This window comes from Micromonospora sp. NPDC005197 (assembly GCF_040608295.1).
In the GTDB taxonomy this organism is placed as follows: domain Bacteria; phylum Actinomycetota; class Actinomycetes; order Mycobacteriales; family Micromonosporaceae; genus Micromonospora.
Genome location: NZ_JBEXHY010000072.1, coordinates 1 through 22,073, shown reverse-complemented (window position 1 = coordinate 22,073; position 22,073 = coordinate 1). Strand labels below are relative to the sequence as shown.

The 22,073-nt window shown below is 72.6% G+C and carries 21 protein-coding genes and 1 pseudogene; 13 read left to right on the top strand and 9 right to left on the bottom strand.

The window, feature by feature from the left end; translation table 11 throughout:
* Positions 1-26: 26 nt before the first annotated feature.
* Positions 27-836: a DNA-formamidopyrimidine glycosylase family protein gene (locus ABZU46_RS21490; RefSeq protein ID WP_354860464.1), complete on the top strand. Its 810-nt coding sequence runs from the start codon at positions 27-29 to the stop codon at positions 834-836.
* A 59-nt stretch (positions 837-895) separates the two neighbouring features.
* Here the strand turns inward: ABZU46_RS21490 and ABZU46_RS21485 are convergent, their stop codons facing one another.
* A complete protein-coding gene (locus ABZU46_RS21485) occupies positions 896-1,762 on the bottom strand; it encodes an aminoglycoside phosphotransferase family protein (protein WP_354860463.1) in 867 nt (288 codons plus the stop codon).
* Between the two features lie 187 nt (positions 1,763-1,949).
* Here ABZU46_RS21485 and ABZU46_RS21480 point away from each other — a divergent pair, with 187 nt between their 5' ends.
* The 3 genes from ABZU46_RS21480 (at position 1,950) to ABZU46_RS21470 (ending at position 4,821) form a co-directional block, all read left to right on the top strand.
* Positions 1,950-2,375 carry a nucleoside deaminase gene (locus ABZU46_RS21480; protein WP_354860461.1) on the top strand — a complete coding sequence of 142 codons (426 nt, stop codon included), beginning with the start codon at positions 1,950-1,952 and terminating at the stop codon, positions 2,373-2,375.
* Between the two features lie 230 nt (positions 2,376-2,605).
* Positions 2,606-3,871 carry an AGE family epimerase/isomerase gene (locus ABZU46_RS21475; protein ID WP_354860460.1) on the top strand — a complete coding sequence of 422 codons (1,266 nt, stop codon included), beginning with the start codon at positions 2,606-2,608 and terminating at the stop codon, positions 3,869-3,871.
* Positions 3,868-4,821 carry a carbohydrate kinase gene (locus tag ABZU46_RS21470; protein WP_354860459.1) on the top strand — a complete coding sequence of 318 codons (954 nt, stop codon included), beginning with the start codon at positions 3,868-3,870 and terminating at the stop codon, positions 4,819-4,821. Before ABZU46_RS21475 ends, ABZU46_RS21470 begins: the two co-directional genes overlap by 4 nt.
* A 107-nt stretch (positions 4,822-4,928) precedes the next feature.
* On the opposite strand, the gene ABZU46_RS21465 is transcribed toward ABZU46_RS21470, so the two are convergent.
* From ABZU46_RS21465 to ABZU46_RS21455, 3 genes are all read right to left on the bottom strand, one after another.
* On the bottom strand, positions 4,929-5,897 hold the full coding sequence (locus ABZU46_RS21465; protein ID WP_354860480.1) for a LacI family DNA-binding transcriptional regulator: 969 nt from the start codon (positions 5,895-5,897) through the stop codon (positions 4,929-4,931).
* Between the two features lie 72 nt (positions 5,898-5,969).
* Positions 5,970-7,349 carry an FAD-dependent oxidoreductase gene (locus tag ABZU46_RS21460; protein ID WP_354860458.1) on the bottom strand — a complete coding sequence of 460 codons (1,380 nt, stop codon included), beginning with the start codon at positions 7,347-7,349 and terminating at the stop codon, positions 5,970-5,972.
* Positions 7,350-7,373: 24 nt separating this feature from the next.
* Positions 7,374-8,510, bottom strand: a complete 1,137-nt coding sequence (locus ABZU46_RS21455; protein ID WP_354860456.1) for a glutamate--cysteine ligase — start codon at positions 8,508-8,510, stop codon at positions 7,374-7,376.
* Positions 8,511-8,718: 208 nt separating this feature from the next.
* Between ABZU46_RS21455 and ABZU46_RS21450 the strand changes: the two genes are divergently transcribed.
* From ABZU46_RS21450 to ABZU46_RS21435, 4 genes are all read left to right on the top strand, one after another.
* Positions 8,719-9,012, top strand: a complete 294-nt coding sequence (locus tag ABZU46_RS21450) for a DUF6412 domain-containing protein (RefSeq protein ID WP_354860455.1) — start codon at positions 8,719-8,721, stop codon at positions 9,010-9,012.
* A gap of 99 nt (positions 9,013-9,111) precedes the next feature.
* Positions 9,112-9,867, top strand: coding sequence for a membrane protein insertase YidC (gene yidC, locus ABZU46_RS21445; RefSeq protein WP_354860453.1), 756 nt, complete (start codon positions 9,112-9,114; stop codon positions 9,865-9,867).
* Positions 9,868-10,000: 133 nt separating this feature from the next.
* Entirely contained in the window at positions 10,001-11,404 is a 1,404-nt protein-coding gene (locus ABZU46_RS21440; RefSeq protein ID WP_354860452.1) for a cellulose binding domain-containing protein, read from the top strand.
* Positions 11,405-11,556: 152 nt separating this feature from the next.
* On the top strand, positions 11,557-13,122 hold the full coding sequence (locus tag ABZU46_RS21435; protein ID WP_354860451.1) for a cellulose binding domain-containing protein: 1,566 nt from the start codon (positions 11,557-11,559) through the stop codon (positions 13,120-13,122).
* A gap of 12 nt (positions 13,123-13,134) precedes the next feature.
* On the opposite strand, the gene ABZU46_RS21430 is transcribed toward ABZU46_RS21435, so the two are convergent.
* Positions 13,135-13,806, bottom strand: coding sequence for a DedA family protein (locus tag ABZU46_RS21430; protein WP_354860450.1), 672 nt, complete (start codon positions 13,804-13,806; stop codon positions 13,135-13,137).
* A 95-nt stretch (positions 13,807-13,901) separates the two neighbouring features.
* Positions 13,902-14,516: a DUF1349 domain-containing protein gene (locus ABZU46_RS21425; protein WP_354860448.1), complete on the bottom strand. Its 615-nt coding sequence runs from the start codon at positions 14,514-14,516 to the stop codon at positions 13,902-13,904.
* A gap of 91 nt (positions 14,517-14,607) precedes the next feature.
* Here ABZU46_RS21425 and ABZU46_RS21420 point away from each other — a divergent pair, with 91 nt between their 5' ends.
* Entirely contained in the window at positions 14,608-16,260 is a 1,653-nt protein-coding gene (locus ABZU46_RS21420; RefSeq protein WP_354860478.1) for an alpha-amylase family protein, read from the top strand.
* A 43-nt stretch (positions 16,261-16,303) separates the two neighbouring features.
* Positions 16,304-17,062 (top strand): 3-oxoacyl-ACP reductase FabG, encoded by a 759-nt coding sequence (fabG, locus tag ABZU46_RS21415; protein WP_354860447.1) that lies wholly within the window; start codon positions 16,304-16,306, stop codon positions 17,060-17,062.
* A 31-nt stretch (positions 17,063-17,093) separates the two neighbouring features.
* Here the strand turns inward: fabG and ABZU46_RS21410 are convergent, their stop codons facing one another.
* Positions 17,094-17,510: a hypothetical protein gene (locus ABZU46_RS21410; protein WP_354860446.1), complete on the bottom strand. Its 417-nt coding sequence runs from the start codon at positions 17,508-17,510 to the stop codon at positions 17,094-17,096.
* Positions 17,503-17,930: pseudogene (locus ABZU46_RS21405) on the bottom strand (hypothetical protein). Before ABZU46_RS21405 ends, ABZU46_RS21410 begins: the two are co-directional and overlap by 8 nt.
* Positions 17,931-18,213: 283 nt before the next feature.
* Between ABZU46_RS21405 and ABZU46_RS21400 the strand changes: the two are divergent.
* The gene (locus ABZU46_RS21400) at positions 18,214-19,116 is read left to right on the top strand and encodes a Gfo/Idh/MocA family oxidoreductase (RefSeq protein WP_354860444.1); all 903 of its coding nucleotides are present in this window, start codon (positions 18,214-18,216) and stop codon (positions 19,114-19,116) included.
* Between the two features lie 515 nt (positions 19,117-19,631).
* Positions 19,632-20,429 carry an ErmE/ErmH/ErmO/ErmR family 23S rRNA (adenine(2058)-N(6))-methyltransferase gene (gene erm, locus ABZU46_RS21395; protein WP_354860442.1) on the top strand — a complete coding sequence of 266 codons (798 nt, stop codon included), beginning with the start codon at positions 19,632-19,634 and terminating at the stop codon, positions 20,427-20,429.
* A gap of 8 nt (positions 20,430-20,437) precedes the next feature.
* Here the strand turns inward: erm and ABZU46_RS21390 are convergent, their stop codons facing one another.
* On the bottom strand, positions 20,438-20,629 hold the full coding sequence (locus ABZU46_RS21390) for a DUF2795 domain-containing protein (RefSeq protein ID WP_354860441.1): 192 nt from the start codon (positions 20,627-20,629) through the stop codon (positions 20,438-20,440).
* A 100-nt stretch (positions 20,630-20,729) separates the two neighbouring features.
* Here ABZU46_RS21390 and ABZU46_RS21385 point away from each other — a divergent pair, with 100 nt between their 5' ends.
* Positions 20,730-21,986 carry an erythromycin esterase family protein gene (locus ABZU46_RS21385; RefSeq protein WP_354860477.1) on the top strand — a complete coding sequence of 419 codons (1,257 nt, stop codon included), beginning with the start codon at positions 20,730-20,732 and terminating at the stop codon, positions 21,984-21,986.
* Positions 21,987-22,073 lie beyond the last annotated feature (87 nt).

Genomic DNA, 22,073 nt, shown 5'->3' with positions numbered 1-22,073 from the left:
GCTGCCGCTGACTATCCTTGGGTCCCGTGCCAGAGGGACACACGATTCATCGCCTGGCGGCCCGGCACGCCGAGCTGTTCGCCGGGGACAAGCTGCACGCCGCCAGCCCGCAGGGCCGCTTCGCCGAGGGCGCGGCCCGGCTGTCCGGCACGGTGCTGGAGAGCACCGAGGCGTACGGCAAGCATCTGCTGCACCACTACGCCGGCGAGCTGACCCTGCACGTGCACCTCGGCCTGTACGGGAAGTTCACCGACGGGCCGGGGGAGCCGCCCGAGCCTGTCGGCCAGGTACGACTGCGGCTGGCCAGCGACCGGCACTGGCTCGACCTGCGCGGGCCGACCGCCTGCGAGCTGTTCACCCCGCCCGAGGTCACCGCCCTGCGCGAGCGCCTGGGGCCGGATCCGCTGCGCGCCGACGCCGACCCCGAGCGGGCGTACGCCCGGATCTCCCGCAGCCCCACGCCCCTCGCGGCGCTGCTGCTGGACCAGTCGGTGGTGGCCGGCACCGGGCTGATCTTCGTGACCGAGGCGCTGTTCCGGGCCGGGTTGTCGCCGACGATGCCGGGCCGCAACCTGACCCGCGCCGGCTGGGACGCGCTCTGGGTCGACCTGGTCGAGCTGATGCGCCTCGCCCTCCGGCAGGGGCGGATCGACACCGTGCGCGACGCGCACCTGCCGGAGGCGATGGGCCGCCCGCCGCGGGTCGACCGCCACGGCGGCGAGGTGTACGTCTACCGCCGCCCCGGCGCGCCCTGCCACATCTGCGGCACCGAGGTCAGTCGCGGGGAACTGGCCGGCCGCAACCTCTACTGGTGCCGCACCTGCCAGGCCGGCTGACCGGCCGCCGCCCGCGCTTGATCGCGGGATGCGGGGCCAGCGTGGCCGCCGGCCGGGCGTCAGTCGCCGTCGAGCAGCCAGCGGACCACCTCGATCTGGTGCGGAAAGACGACCTCGCCGTCGATGCTCCAGGCCATCGTGTGGCCGATCGTCCAACCCCGGACCCGCTCGGCGTCCAGCCCGAGGTCGGTGCTGAGCCGGTGCAGCCGGTGCCGGACGGCGGCCGGCGAGTGGCCCAGCTCCTGACCGCGCACGAGCGGCACGACCGAGAACTCCCGCTCACCGCTCAGCGGCTTCGGGTCGATCACCAACCAGGGCTCGCGGTCGGCGGCGAGCATGTTGCCGGCGTGCAGGTCCTGGTTGACGAGCACCTGCTCGCCCTGGCTCGACGCCAGGTCGACGAGCAGGGCGCACGCCGCGTCGAGCAGCCGCCGCTCGTACGGCCGGCCGGCCCGTTCCCAGCTCCGGGGAATCCGGTCGAGCCAGCCGGCGGCCTCCTCGGTGAGCGGGGTGAACGGCGTACCGGCCGGCCGCCAGAGTCGGGGCAGCACGTGGATCGCCGCGTCCAGTGCCCGGTCCAGCGGCAGCTCGTACAGCGGCGTGCCGGGTTGGCAGCGTTCCACCAGAAGGGCGTGCCGTTGCGGGTCGTGCGCGAGCAGCCGGACCGCGCCGTCGCCGTCCCAGTGGGCCAGCGCGTCGGTCTCGTGCTGGCTGTCCCCGGTCGGGAACTGGAGCTTGAGCACCGCCGCCGTGCCGTCGGGCAGGTCGGCGGGGAGCGCCAGGGAGGCGTACGCGTACTCAAAGGGCGGGCCCAGTCGCAGCGACCACCGCTCGGCGCACTCCGCCAGCAACGTCGGAAGTGTGGCCAGCCAGGCCCGGCCGACCGCTGACCCCCGTATCCAGCCCAGCCCCTCCGGCAGATCCATCCAGCCCTCCCGTGGCATCCACCGTGCCACCACGGTGTTCGCGTGCCGGGTCCACTGTGGCTAGCGTGGGACCCGTGCGGATTGGCGTGACCGTACCGAACTTCGCCCCGGGCACCGATCCCGAGCCCGAACGTGCCTGGCGGACCCTTGCGGCCGTGGCCGCGTACCACTCATCTCAGGAGGACCGATGACACCCGAGGACGAGACCTTTCTCCGCCGCGCCGTCGAACTCGCCAGCCAGGCGGGGGCCTCCGGCGAACGGCCGTTCGGCTCGTTGCTTGTCGACGCCGACGGCACCGTTCTGATCGAGGATCACAACACCGTGGTCTCGGACGCGGACATCACGGCTCATCCGGAACTGAAGCTGGCCCGTTGGGCCGCTCGGGAACTCTCGCGCGACGTGGCCGCCCGCACCACCATGTTCACCAGTTGCCAGCCCTGCCCGATGTGCGCGACAGCGATCGACCGGTCCGGCCTCGGTCGGGTGGTGTACGCCCTGTCCGGCGAGCAGTTCGAGGAGGTCAAGCCGGCCACCCCGGCGCTGCCTCAGGTCCGCTACGAGGGGCCGGCGCTGTTCGACGAGGCGCGTCAGCCGATCGACAACTACTACTAGTCGCAGCGCACCGGAAGTTGACAGTGGCCCGGCTGCCGGAGCAGGGTTGATGAGTGACAACGATGTCAACGGACAAAAGGGAATAATGGCCCCTCTTGATTCCCTCCGTGTCGCACCGCGGTCGGACGGCCGGCTCCCGGCGTACCGTAAGCGGGTTTTCCGGCGCGGACCCGGTTCGTCCGCCGATCCTTGCCGTATGCCCCTTCGCTCCTCGACGGTGACCAGCTGAGATGACCGACGTGCCCCGCTCCGACGCCGCAACGACCCCTGCCCCGGCCGGGTCGCCCGACCTGCCCGACCTGGACGGGTTCCTCGCCGACCAGACCCACACGCTGCTCGACACGGCCCGTCGCGCGGTCCGCCCCGAGGGCGGGTTCTGGTGGCTCACCGACGACCGCACCCCGGACCGTGGCGAACCTGTCTACACGTGGATCACCTGCCGGATGACCCACGTGGCCGCGCTCGCCCACCGCAACGGCGACCCGGATGCCGCCGCCCTCGTCGACCACGGCGTCGCCGCGCTCAGCACGCTGCTGCGCGACGACCGGTACGGCGGCTGGTTCGGTGCCGTGGACCAGCAGGGCACGCCGACCGACGAGCGCAAGGCCGGCTACGACCACGCGTTCGTGCTGCTCGCCGCGTCCAGCGCCGCCCGGGCCGGACGACCCGGCGCGGACCGCCTGCTCGCCGACGTGCTCGCCGTGGTGCGGGACCGGTTCTGGGACGACGACGCGGGCGCGGTCCGCGAATCGTGGAACCGGGACTGGACGGTCACCGAGGACTACCGCGGCGCCAACAGCAGCATGCACATGGTCGAGGCGTTCCTCGCCGCTGCCGCCGCCACCGGCGACGCGAGCTGGACCGACCGGGCCCTGCGGATCGCCACCCACCTCGTGCACACCGAGGCCGCCCGGCACGACTGGCGGCTGCCCGAGCACTTCACGGCCGACTGGACGCCCCTGCTCGACTACAACCGGGACCAGCCCGCCGACCCGTTCCGGCCGTACGGCTCGACGATGGGCCACTGGCTGGAGTGGGCCCGGTTGCTGCTGGAGCTGGAGGCGGTCCTGCCGCAGCCGCCGGGCTGGCTGCTCGCCGACGCCCGTACCCTCTTCGCGGCCGCCGTGCGGCGCGGCTGGGCGGTCGACGGCGCCGACGGCTTCGTCTACACGATCGACTGGGACGACCGGCCGGTGGTCCGCTCCCGGATGCACTGGGTGCTGGCCGAGGCCATCGGCGCGGCGATCACCCTGCACCGCCGCACCGGGGACGCGGTCTACGCCGACTGGTACCGGGTCTTCTGGGCGTACGCGCGCCGCTACCTGATCGACGGCACCGGCTGGCGGCACGAGCTGGACGAGCGGAACCTGCCCGCCGACACGGTCTGGCACGGCCGGCCGGACGTCTACCACGCGTACCAGGCGGTGCTGCTGTCCCGCTCGGCCGGCGCGCTCGGTGGTCCCGGCCCGCTCGCCCCCGGCCCGGTGACCGCATGATCGTGGTGGCGGGCGAGGCCCTCATCGACCTGGTGGTCACCGCCGAGGGGCAGCGGGCGGTGCCGGGTGGGTCCCCGGCGAACGTGGCGGTCACCCTGGCGCGGCTCGACGAGCCGGTGCGGCTGCTGGCCCGGATCGGCCCCGACGAGTACGGCCGGCAGATCGCCGAGTACCTGGCGGCCAACCGGGTGGACCTGCGGTGGGCGGTCCGCGCCGAGGAGCCCACCTCGGTGGCGGTCGCCACCCTGAACACCACCGGGCAGGCCAGCTACGAGTTCCGACTCGACGGCGCGGCGGACTGGCAGTGGACCCCGCAGGAGCTGCCCGACCTGGCCGGCTCGTCGGCGACGGCCCTGCACACCGGGTCGCTGGCGCTGGCGCTCGCGCCCGGCGCGCAGGTGCTGGAGGGCCTGCTCTCCCGCGAACGCGACCGTGACGGGCTGACCATCTCGATCGACCTCAACCTCCGCCCGAGCATCGTCACGGACCGGGCCGCGGAGCAGGAGAGGACACGCCGCCAGATCCGCCTCGCGCACCTGGTCAAGGCCAGCGACGAGGATCTGACCTGGCTCTACCCGGACCGCTCGGTAAGCGACGTGCTTGCCGAATGGCGCGAGGCCGGGGTGTCCTGTGCGGTGGTCACCCGGGGCGGCGAGGGCGCGTGGTTGCTCGCCCCGAACGGTTCACTGCACGAACAACCGGCGGTACGCACCACAGTGGTCGACACCGTCGGCGCCGGCGACTCGTTCACCGGTGGCCTGCTGGCCGCGCTGGCCGACATCGACGCGCTCGGTGACCGGCCGGCCGACCGGCTCGCCGCGGTGACCGAGTCGCAGTGGACGACGGTGCTAAGCCAGGCGGCCACGGTGGCCGCGCTGACCTGCGCCCGCCGAGGCGCCAGCCCTCCGACCCGAGCAGAAGTCGAAGCCCTCCTGACCACGGCAACCTGACCCGCTGCCCTGCCCGAGGCGATCATGGACTTGTGGTGGGCGTTTACCACCACTTCGCGGCATACGCGAGGCACCACAAGTCCATGATCGCCCCGGGGGTGGGTTGGTTAGGAGAGGCCTCGGTGTAGGAGGCGGGTGGGGAGGACCGTCGTCGACGGCGGGGAGTCGTCGCCGGCGATCCGCTCGAACAGGCGCTCCGTCGCCACGCGGGCCAGCTCCCGCGTGTCGTACCCGACGACCGTCAACGGCCGGGGCATCAGGTGGGCCAGCTCGAAGTCGTCGAAGCCGACCAACGCCGCGTCGCTGCCCCGGCGGTGCAGCTCGGCGAGGGCGCCGACGGTGAGCCGGTTGTTGCCGCAGAAGAACGCGGTGGGCGGGTCGGGGAGGTCGAGCAGCGCGGCGACCGCCCGGCCGGCGTCCTCGGGAGCGATCAGGCGGTCGCGGACCAGCGAGTCGTCCGGCTCGACTCCGGCAGCCGCCAGCGCGGCCCGCGCGCCGACCAGCCGCTCACGCATGGTGGGGACGCTCGGCGCGCCGAGCAGGAGACCCACCCGCCGGTGCCCCTCGTCGAGCAGTGCGCCGACCCCGGCCCGGCCGCCACCTCGGTTGTCCAGCAGCACGGCGTCCGCGACCAGTCCCTGCGGCGGCCGGTCCAGGAAGACCACCGGCATGCCCAGCTCGACCTCGCGGCGCAGGAACGAGTGGTCGGGACCGGCCGGCACCACCAGCAGCCCGTCGACCCGACGCTGGGTGAAGTCCTGGAGGACGGCGCGTTCCCGCTCCGGGTCCTCCTCCGAGGAAGCGGTGATCAACATGGTGCCGTGCGCGGCGGCGATCTCGGCGGCGACGCTCGCGATGGTGGCGTAGAACGGGTTGGCGATCTCCTCGATCAGCAGCCCGACGGTGGCGTTGAGCTGCCGCGAGCGCAGGTTGCGCGCGATGTCGTTGCGCCGGAAACCCAGCTCGGCGATGGCGGCCAGCACACGGCCGAGCAGCTCCTGCCCCACCGGCTCGTCGTTGACCACCCGGGAGACCGTCTTCAGGCTGACCCCGGCGTGCCGGGCGACATCGACCATGGTCGGGCGTCGGCGGGCGGCCGACCTGGTCGGAGTCTGGGTCACGGGGTGGTCCTCCACGGCGGGCGCGGGTCAGCGGTCGAGAGCGGCGAGCGCGTCGACCGCCTTTCGGGCGGCGATCAGCACCGGATCCCAGACCGGCGCGTACGGCGGAGCGTAGCCGAGGTCGAGCGCGGTCATGTCATCCACCGTCATGCCGTTCCACAGTGCCACGGCCAACGTGTCGATCCTCTTGGCCGCCTCGGACCAGCCGACGATCTGCGCGCCGAGCAGCCGGCCGCTGGGTCGCTCGGCGATCAGCTTGACGGTCATCATCCGCGCGCCGGGGTAGTAGCCGGCCCGGTTGGTCGACTCGGCGACCACCGAGACGAACTCGAAGCCGGCCGCCTCGGCCTCGGACTCGCGCAGGCCTGTCCGACCCACCTCCAGGTCGCAGACCTTGGTCACCGCCGTGCCGATCACGCCCGGGAAGGTCGCGTACCCGCCGCCGATGTTGATGCCGGCCGCCCGGCCCTGCTTGTTGGCGTGCGTGCCCAGCGGCACGTGCACCGGCATTCCGCTGACCCGGTGCAGCGTCTCGACGGCGTCGCCCGCGGCCCAGACCCCGGGCAGCCCCGGCACCCGCATCCGGCGGTCCACCCGGATGCCACCCGTCGGCCCGATCGGAAAGCCGGCAGCCGTGGCGAGCGCGGTGTTCGCGCGTACGCCCAGACCCAGGACGACCACGTCGGTCGGCATCGGCCCCTCGGCCGTGACCACCGCGGACACCCGGCCGTCCCGCTGCTCCAGGCCGGTCACCCGCAGGCTGGTGCGGATCGTGACGCCGAGGCCGCGCATGGCCTCGGCGACGAGTTCGGCCATGTCGCCGTCGACCGTCGCCATGGGCTGTTTGCTCGCCTCGATCAGGGTCACCGCGAGGCCCCGCTCGATCAGCGCCTCGGCCATCTCGACGCCGATGTACCCGCCACCGATCACCACGGCCCGGCGCGGCTGCGGCTCGGCGTCCAGCCAGGCGCGCAGGGCCGCACCGTCGTCGAGGGTCTGCATCCCGAACACGCCGCCCGCGTCGGTGTCCGCCCACGGTGGCTGCACCGGCACCGCGCCCGCGGCGTACACCAGGTCGTCGAAGCGCTCGCGGACCTCGCCGCCGCCCTCCAGGTCCCGGGCGACCACCTCGCGCCGTTCGAGGTCGATGGCCGTCACCTCGTGCCGCATCCGCACGTCCATGGCGAACTGCGTGCGGAACGTCTCCGGCGTCCGCGTGATCAGCTCCTCCGGGCCGGACACCACCCCGCTGATCCAGTACGGGATGCCGCACGACGAGTAGGAGGTGAAGTGACCGCGCTCGAAGACCACGATCTCCAGGTCGTCACGACCGCGGCGGCGTCGCGCCTGGGATGCCGCCGACATGCCGGCGGCATCCCCGCCGATGACGATCAGTCGTTGCGCCACGGGATCATCCTGTCACGGGCGTGTTCAGCCGCGGGTCTGTCGCGCCACGTCCTGCACCACGTCGACGAGCCGTCCGGTACGGGCGTACACGGCACGCTGCCGGGCCGCGCCGGTGCCGTGGCGGCGCAGCCCGCCCAACAGGTCGGACACCTCCGCCCAGTCGCCGTGCTGCTCCAACGCCGGCCGCACCCGCTCCACGAACCGGTCCAGCAGCTCCCAGGCCGGGCGCAGCTCGCCGGTGGTGACGTCGACGCCGTCGCCCTCCAGGCCGTCGTGGGCGGCCCTCCAGTGCGCGCCGACCAGCAGGTGGTGGTCCGTGCGCAGGGCCAGCCGGCCGGCCTCGACGTCGGCCATGGCGGTGGCCACGAGTGCCCGGACCAGCGCGGCGACCAGCACCGCATCGTCCACCGTCGGGCAGACGTCGCCGATCCGCAGCTCCACGGTCGGGTACTTCGCCGACAGCCGGGCGTACCAGTAGAGCATCCCCTCGTCGAGCATCACCCCGCTGGAGATCAACTGACGGATCAGCCGCTGGTAGTGCTCGTGCGACTCCAACCAGGGCGTCGGCGCCACCGACGGCCAGCGCTCCCACTCCACCGAGCGCCAGCTCGCGTAGCCGGTGTCCTCACCGCCGGCGAACGGCGAGTTGGTGGTGATGGCGTGCAGCATCGGCAGCCACGGCCGGACGTGGTTGAGCACCTGCACGCCGGTCTCCGGATCGGGGACGCCCACGTGCACGTGCATGCCGTTGTTGCCGGGGCCGGGAACGAGCAGCCGGAAACGTTCGATCATCCGGTCGAAGCGGGGCTTGTCGACCACCGGCGGCACCGGGCCGTCCACCGGGCCGGTGCCGATGGCCAGCAGTCGTACGCCGGCCCGCTCGGCCGCGTCGGCGAGGGCCTTACGCAGTACGCCGAGGGAGTGCCGGATCGAGGACAGCTCAAGGCCGGGTGGACTGCCGATCTCGATCTGGCTGGTCTGGAACTCGCGCTCCACCTGACCGCGTAGTTCCGCCGGCACCTGCTCCAGCACCAGGTCCACTGCGGGCACCGCGGCTCCGGTGTGCGGGTCGACGAGCAGAAACTCCTCCTCGACACCCACGGTGAGCACATCGGTCCCCGCGGTCGTCCCGCCGGGTGCCTCCGCCAGCTGGCCCGTCATCGCGACACCACCGTCCGTTTCTGCCTCTCGCGGGTCCGTCCGCGTCGGTCGGCCGCTTGGTTACCCACAGTGGCAACGCCCGGAAACGTGGGACGGCGCGCTGCCCGCGCGTGTCGGCCACAACTGGCGCGTGGTGCCGCGCGGATCAGCCGGTCGGGGCGATCTCGATTCGGCCGGGCGGCGTGACAGCCGGTCCTATGCTGAGCCCGTGCCGGTGCCGCTGGGTTTCCTCTGGGTCGCGTGGATGTCCGCGTTCGCCCAGCTCACCATGCTGGCGGACCGCCCGGCCGATCTGCTGGCGGGGGCCGCCCTGACCGCGCTGGTCCTGTTCGCCGCGCTGCTCGCCGCGCACGTGCCCGCCCACGCGGGGGCAACGGGCGTCGCACGACGCTGGGCCGGGCTACGCGCCCGCGCCCGAGGTCGCCGGGTTCCCCGCCAGATCGACCCGGACGCCGCCGGACGACCTCGCCCCCGCGCACCCGGACGCCCCTTCGCCGCGTAGCGCCACACCGCCGCGCGGCCGATCCCACCGTCACCGGTCCTTCGCGCCGGCGGCCACCGCCGGGGGAGGACCCACCGGAATCGGACCGAGGGGTTTCCCATGCTCGCTTTCGCACCACTGCACGACGTCGTCGGCGCCGCCGGCACCGCGTTGTCCTGGCTCACCGATCTGCTCGAACCGTTGGCCGATGGCACGGCGACAGTCGTCGCCATCGTGCTGCTCACCATCGCCGTCCGGTTGCTCATCGCACCGCTGACCGTCGCGCAGGTCCGCGGGGAACGGCGCCGCGCGGCGCTCGCTCCCCGGGTGCGCGATCTCCAGCAGCGGTACGCCGAGGACCCGGCGACCCTCCAGCGCGAGGTGTTCGCGCTGTACCGCTCGGCCGGCGCGAACCCGGTCGCCGGCTGCCTGCCGTTGCTGCTCCAGGCGCCGTTCCTGCTGGTGCTGTACCGGCTGTTCGCCACCGACGAGGGCGGCACGGGGCTGCTGGACGAACGGCTGGCCGGGGTGCCGTTGGGCCATCACGTGAGCGACGGGTTGGCCGGGGCGGCCGGGCCGCTCTTCGTCGTCCTGCTTGTCGCGCTGCTGGTGCTGGCCTGGTGGTCGTCGCGGCGGGCACGCCGGGCGTCGGCGGCGGTCGGCACGGTGGCCGGTACGCCCACCGAGGGGCCGGGCGCCGCCACGCTCGGCCGGCTGCTGCCCCTGCTGCCGTTCACGACCGTGCTGGTGGCGCTGGTGCTGCCGCTCGCGGCAGTGATCTATCTGGTGACGACGACCGCCTGGTCGGCGCTGGAGCAGGCGGTGCTGCGCCGTCCCCAGGCCGCCCCGTCGCCCGCCGACAACTCCCACCGCTGACGGCCGGGGAGGGCCCTGGTGACCGCCGGGGCCCTCCCGTTGCCCGGCACCCCTGGACAGAAACAGTTAACTGTCTTAATAATTAGCGGCAACGTTGACGTCCATGGATGCCCAGTCGGGCGCGGAGGGCCGCATGAAGCCTGCCAGATCCCTTGTCCTGTCCCTGGTCACCGCGCTCGCCGCGACGCTCGGCGCGGTCTGGGTCGCGCTGCCCGCGCTCGCGGCCGGCGCCACCGCCAGCTTCGTCAAGACCGCCGAGTGGGGCTCCGGCTGGGAGGGGAAGTACACCATCACCAACGGCGGAGGCTCGACCATCAATGGGTGGAGCCTCGCCTTCGACCTGCCGGCCGGCACCACCCTGGGCAGCTACTGGGACGCTCTGCTCACCTCCGCCGGGCAGCGGCACACCTTCACCAACCGGTCCTGGAACGGCACCATCGCCCCGGGCGCCTCGGTCTCCTTCGGCTTCCTGGCCAGCGGCTCCGGCTCGCCGAGCGGCTGCCAGCTGAACGGGGCGCCCTGCGGCGGCGGCACCCCACCGACCACGCCTCCGCCGACCACGGCGCCGCCGACCACCCCGCCGCCGACCACCGCACCCCCGACCACCGCACCCCCGACGACCCCACCGCCCACCGGCGGGCTGCCGAAGCACCTGCTCACCGGCTACTGGCACAACTTCGACAACCCCGCCGTCGAGCTGCGGCTGCGCGACGTCCCCATCGAGTACGACCTGGTCGCCGTCGCCTTCGCCGAGGCGACCACGACGCCCGGCGCGCTCACCTTCGGCATCGACCCCGGGCTCGCCGCCGCGCTGGGCGGGTACACCGACGCGGACTTCACCGCCGATGTGCGTACCCTGCACAGCCGCGGCCAACGGGTCATCCTCTCCGTCGGCGGCGAGGCCGGGCGGGTCACGGTCAACGACGCCGCCTCGGCCACCGTCTTCGCCGACACGGCCGCCGCGCTGATCGCCCGCTACGGCTTCGACGGGATCGACATCGACCTGGAGAACGGGCTCAACCCGACGTACATGGCGCAGGCGCTGCGCGCGCTGCGGGCCAAGGTCGGGTCGGGTCTGATCATCGCGATGGCGCCGCAGACCATCGACATGCAGAACCCGGCCGGCGGCTACTTCAAGCTGGCGCTCGACATCAAGGACATCCTCACAGTCGTCAACACCCAGTTCTACAACTCCGGGGCGATGCTCGGCTGCGACCAGAACGCCGCGTACGCCCAGGGCACTGTGAACTTCATCGTCGCGCTGGCCTGCATCCAACTGGAGGCCGGGTTGCGCCCCGACCAGGTCGGTCTCGGCCTGCCCGCCGGACCGGGCGCGGCCGGTGGCGGCATCGTCGCGCCCAGCGTGGTCAACGCCGCGCTGGACTGTCTGGCCCGGGGCACCAACTGCGGCAGCTTCCGGCCGCCGCGCACCTACCCCGGCATCCGGGGAGCGATGACCTGGTCGGTGAACTGGGACGTCAGCAACGGCAACGGTTTCGCCCGCACGGTGGCCCCGCACCTGGACACCCTGCCCTGAGCGGTGCCGACGCCCGTACCGGCGTCGGCGCACCACCTGCGCGGCCCGCACACCACCCGGCCGCGCAGGGCATCGGCACCACCCGCCCGCACGACCGAGCGCCGCTCGACGACGGGCGACATCCCCCACCACACCGGTCCCTGGAGGCCACCGTGAAACTCCGATCCCCCCGCGTGGCGACGTTCGCCGTCGCGCTGGCCGCCGCACTGGTGGCGGCCACCGTCGTGGCACCGCCGGCCGCGTCGGCCGCCACCGCCGCCTTCGCCCGCACCAGCAGCTGGAGCAGCGGGTACGAGGCGAAGTTCACCGTCACCAACAACACGTCCACGGCGATCACCTCCTGGGACGTGCAGTTCGACCTGCCGGCCGGCAGCACGGTCGGGTCGGCCTGGGACGCCCTGGTGACCAGCTCGGGTCAGCACGTGACCGCCCGCAACCAGTCCTGGAACGGCGCGTTGGCCGCCGGCGCGAGCACGTCGTTCGGCTTCATCGTCGCCGGCACCGGTGACCCCACCAACTGCACGGTCAACGGCGCGTCCTGCTCGGGCGGCCCCACCACCCCACCGGGAGCCCCCGGCACGCCCGGCGGCCTGCGGGTCACCGGCACCACCGCCTCGGCGGTCTCGCTGGCCTGGAACGCGGTCGGTGGCACGGTGACCGGCTACCGGGTGTACGAGGGGTCGACGGTGCGCGCCACCGTCACCGGCACCTCGACGACCGTCTCCGGCCTGGCCGCCTGCTCGGCGCACAGCTACACGGTCGCCGCGTACAACTCGGCGGGGGAGTCGGCGCGGTCGGCGGCGGTCGCCGCGAGCACCACCGGCTGCACCGGTGGCGGCGGTTCGATGGCCGTCGCGCCCTACCTCTACCCGGGCTGGGGTGACCCGCCCGCCCCGGCGACCGTCATGTCGGCGACCGGCGTGAAGTGGTTCACCATCGCGTTCGTGCTCTCCGGTGGCGGCTGCACCCCGGCCTGGGACGGCAGCGGCCCGCTCACCGGCGGCGCGCACGCCAGCACCATCGCGGCCATCCGGGCGGCCGGCGGCGACGTGATCCCGTCCATCGGCGGCTGGAGCGGCAACAAGCTCGGCCCGAACTGCTCCTCGGCCAGCGCCCTGGCCGGCGCGTACCAGCAGGTGATCAACGCGTTCGGGCTCAAGGCGATCGACATCGACATCGAGAACAGCGACGAGTTCGAGAACGAGGTCGTACAGGACCGGATCCTCGGCGCGCTGAAGATCGTCAAGCAGAACAACCCGGGCCTGAAGACGATCATCACGTTCGGCACGTCGACCACCGGCCCGTCGTACTACGGCACCCGCCTGATCAACCAGGCCGCCGCGCTGGGCGCCAACATCGACACCTTCACCATCATGCCGTTCGACTTCGGCGGCGGAGCCAACATGTACCAGAGCACTGTCAACGCGGCCGAGGGGCTGAAGAACACGCTGAAGACGGCCTTCGGCTGGTCCGACGCGACGGCGTACGCCCACATGGGCATCTCCGGGATGAACGGGCTCTCCGACCAGCAGGAGCTGACCTCGCCGGCCACCTGGACCCAGATCCGGGACTGGGCGAAGGCGCGCGGGCTGAGCCGGTTCACGTTCTGGTCGGTCAACCGGGACCGGCCGTGCCCGGGCGGGGGAGTCGTCTCCAACTGCTCCGGCATCGCGCAGAACACGTGGGAGTTCACGTCGATCAGCGCGCAGTTCAACTGAGCGCGACGCGGATCAGCGACCGGCGGTCACCGACCGCCGGTCGTCGCGCTCCCGGCGCCGGCGGACCTTACGGATCACCCAGCTGACCAGCATGACGGCGAAGACCGCGATGATCGCGTAATTGAACCAGTCGCTGTACCGCCCGACGTCCTGCCAGCGGCTGCCCAGCGCGTAGCCGGCGCCGACGATGAGCGCGTTCCACACCCCGCTGCCGATCGTGGTCAGCAGGACGAACTCGCCAAGCGGCATCCGGTTGGCCCCGGCCGGGACGGAGACCAGGCTGCGGACCACCGGCACCACCCGGCCGATCAGCACCGCCCACCGGCCGTGCCGCTCGAACCAGCGGTCGGCCTTCTCCAGGTCGTCGCGGTCCACCAGCGGGATGCGGTCCAGCCAGCGCTTGAGCCGCTCCTCGCCCAGTGCCGCGCCGAGCCAGTAGAGCACCAGCGCGCCGACGAGCGAGCCGACCGTCGCGGCCAGCACCACGAGCACGACGTTGAACCGACCCTCGTGGGCCAGGAAACCGGCCATGGCCAGCACGATCTCGCTCGGGATCGGCGGGACGATGCTCTCCAACGCGACCAGCAGCGCCACGCCGACCGGGCCCGTCGCCTCGATCACCGAGGCCACCCACCCGGTCAGGCCGGTGAACTCGGACGGGTCACCAGTCTGGGCGTACGCCATTGGTCGTCCTTCCGATCCGGCTACCGGGAATCGGAAGGTCATACCCAGCGACCGGCGGCACACACCTGCGCGTGAGCCCTGCCACGCCGGCCGGGTCAGCCCTCCGGGTGCAGCGCGGTGTCGGCCGGGCCCTGCCGCCAGCCGGTGAACACCACGGTGAGGCCGGCGCGCGTCGGCGCGCAGCAGAACGGGCCGGCCATCGCTTCGGCCGCCGGGTCCAACGGAGCGAGGCGGACCAGTCGCCAGGCCGCATCCGCGACCCGGGCCCGTACGGTCAGCGCGTCGCCGGCCCGGCTGACCCGTACGGTCACCTCCTGGCCGGTCCACCCCGGGACCGGGGACACCGACCAGTCGGAGAACTCCCGGGTCGCCACCGCGCCGAGCTGGGACTCGCCGTCGCTGACCTCGACGCCCGCCTTGACCCACGTCCCCTCGTCGACCCGGACCAGCACACCGGCCTGGTCGAACTGCGCCGAGAAGTCGAGGATGAAGCTCACCTCCATGGCGGCGCCGACCGGCAGCGGCGCCAGCAGGGCGGGGCCGTTGTCGTGGACGAAGCCGTAGCTGGTCCGCCGCCAGAAGTCCGTCTCCGCCCCGGCCTCGACGACCAGCTCGCCGGCCGGGCCCTCCTCGGCGCGGACCGGCGGGTGCAGCCAGGCGCCCCGGGCCCAGTCCAGCGGTTCGCTCGGCGGTACGAGGTCGATCTCCATGACCGGCACGGTAACCAACCGCGCCCGGCCCCGCCGACCGGGTTGGCCGACCGGGTTTGCCGTGGTGATCGACCGGAGATGTTCCTCCGGCATGGGTGACCGTTGGTATTCCGAAGCCGTCGTCTACTGCCTCGACATCGACACGTACGCCGACTCGGACGGCGACGGGGTCGGTGACATCCGTGGGCTGATCGGAAGGCTGGACTATCTGGCCCGGCTCGGCGTGACCTGCCTGTGGCTGCACCCGATCCACCCGTCGCCCAACCGCGACGACGGCTACGACGTCACCGACTTCTACAACGTGGACCCGCGCTTCGGCACCCTCGGTGACTTCGCCGAGCTGCTGCACCAGGCGCAGAACCGGGGCATCCGCGTGATCATCGACCTGGTGGTCAACCACACCTCCGACGAGCACCCGTGGTTCCAGTCCGCCCGCTCGTCGCCGGATTCGCCGTACCGCGACTGGTTCGTCTGGTCCGACACCGAGCCGGACGACCGGCACCAGGGCATGGTCTTCCCCGGTGAGCAGAAGGAGACCTGGAGCTACGACCGGACCGCCAAGGCGTGGTTCTACCACCGGTTCTACAAGTTCCAGCCGGATCTCAACTTCGCCAACCCGCAGGTCCGGGCCGAGGTCAAGAAGATCATGTCGTTCTGGCTCCAGCTCGGCGTCTCCGGTTTCCGGATGGACGCCGTGCCGTTCATCATCGAGCTGACCGAGCCGGGCAACCCGAACTCGCCGAAGGACTTCGAGTTCCTCACCGAGATGCGCCAGCACGTGCAGTGGCGGCGCGGCGACGCCGTCCTGCTGGCCGAGGCGAACGTCGAACCGGACCAGCTGCCCACGTTCTTCGGCGACACCAGCGGCTCCGGCAACCGCATCCACATGCTGTTCGACTTCATGCTCAACGGGCGACTCATGCTCGCCCTGGCCCGCGAGGACCCGGAGTCGCTGATCGAGGCGTTGCGCGACACCCCGAAGCTGCCGGTCGGCGGGCAGTGGGCCACCTTCCTGCGCAACCACGACGAGATCGACCTGTCCCGGTTGACCACCGAACAGCGCAACCAGGTGTACGCCAAGTTCGGCCCGGACGAGAACATGCGCATCTACGACCGGGGCATCCGCCGCCGGCTCGCCCCGATGCTCGGCAACGACCGACGGCACATCGAGCTGGCGTACGCCCTGCAGTTCTCGATGCGCGGCACGCCGGTGCTGCGCTACGGCGAGGAGATCGGGATGGGCGAGGACCTGTCGCTGCCCGGTCGGGAGGCGATCCGTACCCCGATGCAGTGGTCGTACCAGCCGAACGCCGGCTTCTCCACCGCGGACCCGGAGAAGCTGGTCCGCCCGGTCATCGACAAGGGTGAGTTCGGCTACCAGAACGTCAACGTCACCGCCCAGCGCAGCGACTCGAAGTCGCTGCTCGCCTGGTTCGAGCGCATGATCCGTACGCTGCGGGAGGCCCCGGAGATCGGTTCCGGCTCGACCACCCACATCGACGTGGCGATGCCGGCCGGGGTGCTGGCGCACCGGGCGGACGGGCCGACCGGGACGATGGTCTTCGTGCACAACCTGGGCACCGATGACGTCGAGGTGGACCTGAGCAGCCTCGAACCGGAGGCCGACCTGCCGATCGACGTGCTCGCCGACCGTGGCTACGGCGAGTTGGGCAAGCTCGGCGCGGTGAAGGTCTCCGGGCACGGATACCGGTGGATTCGCCTATGCCGGGGTCGGGGGTTCTGACGTTAAGCTCCTCCGATCGACCCCACGTTACCGGGAGGTAATCATGTCGGAGGAGCCCCGCGTCGCCATCGTCACCGGAGCCGCGCGCGGTATCGGCGCGGCCACCGCCCGGCGGTTGGCCGCCGACGGGATGGCCGTCGCCGTGGTCGACATCGACGAGGCCGCCACCAAGGAGACGGTTGACGCCATCGTCGGCGCGGGCGGCCGTGCGCTCGGCGTGGGCGCGGACGTGTCCGACCGGGACCAGGTCGAGGCCGCCGTCGAGCGGGTCGCCGTCGAACTGGGCGCGCCCACCGTGCTGGTCAACAACGCCGGTGTGCTTCGCGACAACCTGCTGTTCAAGATGACCAACGCCGACTGGGACACGGTCATGGGCGTGCACCTGCGCGGTGCGTTCCTGTTCAGCCAGGCCACCCAGAAGCACATGGTGGACCGCAAGTGGGGGCGGATCGTCAACCTCTCCAGCACGTCCGCCCTGGGCAACCGGGGCCAGGCGAACTACGCCGCCGCCAAGGCGGGACTACAGGGCTTCACCAAGACGCTCGCCATCGAGCTGGGGCCGTTCGGGGTGACCGTCAACGCGGTCGCGCCGGGCTTCATCGTCACCGACATGACCGCGGCCACCGCCGCCCGGATGAAGGTCGACTTCGAGGACCTTCAGAAGCACGCCGCCGCCGAGATCCCGGTCCGCCGCCCGGGGCGCCCGGAGGACGTCGCGCACACCATCTCGTTCCTGACCAGTGAGGGGGCCGGCTTCGTCTCCGGCCAGGTCATCTACGTCGCCGGCGGCCCCCGGGCCTGACCCGCGCGCCCTCGTCACGCGGCCCGGCCGGTCAGGCCGGGTCGCGGCGGGTGCGCCAGAGCCAGAACAGGCCGAGCACCGGCAGCACCAGCGGGATGTAGCCGTACCCGCTGCCGAACTGCGACCACACCGTCTCGTCGGGGAACAGGTCCTTGTCGACCACGCTGAGGATGCCGACGGCGACGACCCCGACCAACTCCACCGAGCAGCAGGCCAGCGCCACCCGTCGGCCGGTGTGCCCGGCCCGGGCCAGACCCACCGCGGCCACGATGTAGATGAGCGCGGCCAGGGCGGAGAGCAGGTACGCCACCGGCGCCTCGTCGAACTTGGTGGCGATCTGCAGACTCGCCCGGCTGGTCGCCGCGATGGCGAAGAGCAGGTAGACCGCGATCAGCAACCGGCCTGGACCGGCGTTCGTGGCGCGTCGGGCCGGTCGTGTCTCAACCACCGAGGACCTCCCAGGTCTGCTGCAACCGGACCACCACGACCGGCGCGACCAGGCAGACCGCGCAGACGATCGCCGACCCCCAGCGGGTCGGCTCCATCCGGGCCAGCACCCAGGCCAGCGGCGGCAGGCAGACCAGCGTGGCCAGGTAGCCGTAGAACGCGCCGGGCTCGCCCGGCCGGTCGCCGCCACCGACCGCGACCAGGGCCAGCACTCCCAACGCGAGCAGCGCCACCTCCAGTACGGCCAGACCGGTGAACTGCACCCGGTCCGGTGGCCGGTGGCGTACCGCCGCGACCAGCGCCCATACGGCGACGAGCAGCGACAGCACGATCGACGCCGTCGCGAGGAGCCCGTCCACCGGCGAGTCGGCGGCCGCGCTCGTCATCGGCCAAACCTGGTCGTTGCCTCGGTCACCGGCACAGCCTACTAACCGTCGTAGTACCCGGGTCACGCTGCCTGGCCGCCGCGCCCGCGGCGAGTCGCCGACCGAGGTGCACGCGGCCCCTGTAGAGCTGCCCCACGAATGGGGCGCCGTCCGCGGTCGGCGGCCCGTGACCGACCGCCTTGGGGCGCGTCGTTCGTTGGTCACAGGGGCGTTGGGCTGCTGTGGTTGGCGACCCGCCGCCGGTGAGCCGGGTGGGGCGACTAGCGTGGATCACGTCCGTGGCGTCGTCACGGTGCGGGGGAAACAGCGGAGGTACACGTGCTGCGGTTCGGCTTGTTCGGCACCGGTCACTGGGCGATCGAGACGCACGGTAAGGCGCTGCACGCACACCCGGACGCGGAACTGGTCGGCGTGTGGGGGCGTAACCCCGAGCGGGCGTCCGCGCTGGCCGAGCGGTACGGGGTGCCCGCCTACGCCGAGGTCGACGCGCTGATCGAACAGTGCGAAGCGATCGCTGTCGCGCTGCCGCCGGACATTCAGGCCGACATCGCGGTCCGTGCCGCCACCGCCGGCCGTCACCTGCTGCTGGACAAGCCACTGGCGCTCTCCGTCGAGGACGCCGACCGGGTGGTCGCCGCCGCCGAGGCGTCCGGGGTCGCCTCGGTCGTGTTCTTCACCCAGCGGTTCCAGCCCAACGTCACCGCGTTCCTCGCCGCGACCGCCGCCGCCGGAGGCTGGCAGCACGGCCGCACCACCGCCTTCGCGTCGATCTTCCAGGAGGGCAGCCCGTACGGCGGCTCCCTGTGGCGTCGCGAGCACGGCGCGCTCTGGGACATCGCCCCGCACGCGCTCTCCATCCTCCTGCCGGTGCTGGGGCGGGTGACCCAGGTGGCGGCGATGGACGGACCGAGCGGGATGGTGCACCTGCTGCTCACCCACGAGGGCGGCGCCACCAGCAGCGCCTCGCTGTCCCTGGATTCCCCGCGTGAGGCGATGGCCCGGGAGTTCGTGTTCTACGGCGAGAACGGGATCGAGACCGTCCCGGTCGGCGAGAACGACGCTGCCACGGCGTTCGGTGTCGCGATCGACCAGCTCGTCGAGCAGGTGCGCACCGGCACCCGCGACCACCGCTGCGACGTCCGCTTCGGCCGCGAGGTCGTCACGATCCTCGCCGCCGCCGAAACCGCCCGCGCCGAATCCCGCACCATCCCCCTCCAGTAACCCCACCCACCCCACACCCTCGTGATCAAGAGGTTTGCGTCACGACACGCCGTGCCGCGTGACCCAAACCTCTTGATCACCGCGGCAAGCCGGCGGGGAGACCGCGGCAAGTCGGCGGGGAGCCGGCGGGGAGCCGGCGGGGCGGGGGCGGGGGGAAATGGGTGGGGGGTTGGGGTGGGGGTCGGTAGGGTGGTGGGCATGTTCACGCATGCCCTGATCGAGGGGGTCGGTATGTCGGCCGCCTGGGGTGCCCTGCTGGTGTCCCGTCCGCGTGTCCGGCGTCCGGCCCTGACGGGCTGGGACGTGACCTGCCGCTGATCGGTCCACTTCGCGGTGCGCTGGGGCTGTCGCCCCGCCGCCGCTGATCCTTCGCCACGGCACGAGGCTGTCGCCTCGTCATCGCGTACCCGCGCATCGTCCAGGGCCGTCCGAGTCCCGATCCACTCGGACAGGTCCGGCAATTCCGGCTGCCTGTCCAGCCCGTCGCCGAGCGGCGACAGACAGGACGACGACCCGTGGCGCCTCGCCCGTTCCGATCAACCGAACGCGACCGGACCCGTCGCGTACTCAGCCAGAACTTTCTCGTCGACCGTGCGGCCGTCCAGCGAGTCATCCGCGCCGCCGACCCCGATCCGGCCGGGCTCCTGCTGGAGGTCGGCGCCGGCCGGGGGCAGCTCACCCGACCGCTCGCGGCCCGGTGTGGGCGGCTGACGGCGTACGAGGTGGACCCGGCCGCCCGCCGCGCGTTGGCCGCCGTCCGCGCGGAGCTGTCCAACGTGGAGCACCGGCAGGCGGACTTCCTGGCCGCCGCGCCGCCACCGGAGCCGTTCGCGGTGGTCGGCAACATCCCGTGGTCGCTGACCTCCGCCGTGGTGCGGTGGTGCCTGGCCGCGCCCCGGTTGCGGTCCGCGACCCTGCTCACCCAACTGGAGTACGCCCGCCGGCGCAGTGGCGACTACGGCCGGTGGACCCGGCTCACCGTCTCGACCTGGCCGGAGTTCGGGTGGCGGCTGGCGGGGCGGGTGCCGCGTACCGCGTTCCGGCCGGTGCCGGCGGTCGACGCCGGGATCCTGCGCATCGAACGGCGGCCGGAGCCGCTGCTGCCGGTGGCGGCTCTGCCGGCGTACCGAAGGCTCGTGGGGTGGGGTTTCGAGGGCGTCGGGGGCTCGCTCGCCGCGACCCTGCGCCGGCACCACCCGCCGGCTCGGGTCGCGGCCGCCCTGCGCGCGACGCGGATCGCGTCGGACACCCCCGTGGGGTACGTCTGGCCGGAGCAGTGGCTGGTGCTGTTCCGGCTGCTGCACGCGCGGTGACCGGCCGGTCAGGCGAGGGTGATCAGCGCCTCGCTCAGCTCGGCCGGGGACTCGAACTGTTCGGCCGGCAACGCCTGCAACATCTGCAACAGGGCCGTGCTGGCCCCGTTCTCCTGCCCCCAACGGACGAGGTCCTCGCGGGAGACCGGGTAGTCGAGCCCGGCCAGGTACTCCTGCAACTGCACGCCGGTGACGGTCATGCCGGTCGGCTACCCGCTCGCCGCCCCCGTACACGCGCACGGCGTGTCGGTGGGCGACGCGCCGACGGTTTGCCGGCGCGACCGCCGGGTAGCCGCTGCCATGCTGGTTCAGCGGCTCGGCGCGCCGAGCGACTTCGACCCGTTGCTGGAGCGCGTCCGGGACGCCCGGGTGGTGATGATCGGCGAGTCCACCCACGGCAGCTACGACTACTACCGGCTGCGCGAGCAGCTCACCCGTCGGCTGATCGCGGAGTGCGGCTTCTCGTTCGTGGCCGTGGAGGGCGACTGGCCGGACTGCGACCGGGTGCACCGCTCGGTCACCGCCGCGCCGGGCGGGGCCCACGATCCACAGTTGGCGCTGGAGGGCTTCGAGCGGTGGCCGACCTGGATGTGGGCGAACGCCGAGGTGGCGCGCTTCTGCCGCTGGCTGCGAGCGTGGAACCTGGAGCGGCCGGAGGACGGGCGGGCGGGCTTCCACGGGCTCGACGTCTACAGCCTCTGGGAGTCGATGCAGGCGATCTTCGACTACCTGGGGGAGGAGGACCCGACCTCGTTGGAGGCGGCGCAGGACGCGTACCGGTGCTTCGAGCCGTACGGCAAGCGGGTCGAGGAGTACGGCGCGGCCAGCCGCTTCGTCTCGGCCCGCTGCGAGGAGGAGGTCGTCCGGCTGCTGGCGCGTACCCGGGAACAGGCCATGTCGGACGGCCCGGACCGCTTCTCGGCCTGGCAGAACGCGGAGGTGGTGGCCGGCGCGGAGCGTTACTACCGGGCGATGGTGGCCGGCGGCCCGGACTCGTGGAACATCCGTGACACCCACATGCAGGACACCCTGGACCGGCTGCTGCAACGCTACGGCCCGGACGCCCGCGGGATCGTCTGGGCGCACAACACGCACGTGGGCGACGCGCGGGCCACCGACATGGCCGCGGACGGCATGGTCAACATTGGTCAGTTGGCCCGCGAGCGGCACGGCGACGACGCGGTGGCGTTGGTCGGGTTCGGCACCTACCGGGGCACGGTGATCGCCGCTCCCCGGTGGGGTTCGCCCGCCGAGGCGATGGTGGTGCCGCCGGCGCGGGAGGGTTCGGTGGAGCGGCGGTTGCACGAGCTGATGCCGGAGCGGGCGGTGCTCGTCTTCGGCGGCGACGACCAGCCGGGCTGGGTCACCGAACCCGTGGATCACCGGGCGATCGGGGTGGTCTACGACCCGTCCTTCGAGTCCTGGGGCAACTACGTGCCGACCCGGCTGGGCGAACGCTACGACGCCTTCATCTGGTGCGACGAGACGACTGCCCTGCACCCGCTGGCGGTCCCCGCCGTGCCCGGCGAGATGGAGACGTACCCGGCCGGCGTGTGAGCAGTGCCGAAAGGTGCGGCGCCCCCGCGGGCGCCCCACCATTAGTGGTGGGGGCGGGTCAGAACCGGGTGGGGGTCCGGGTCGTCA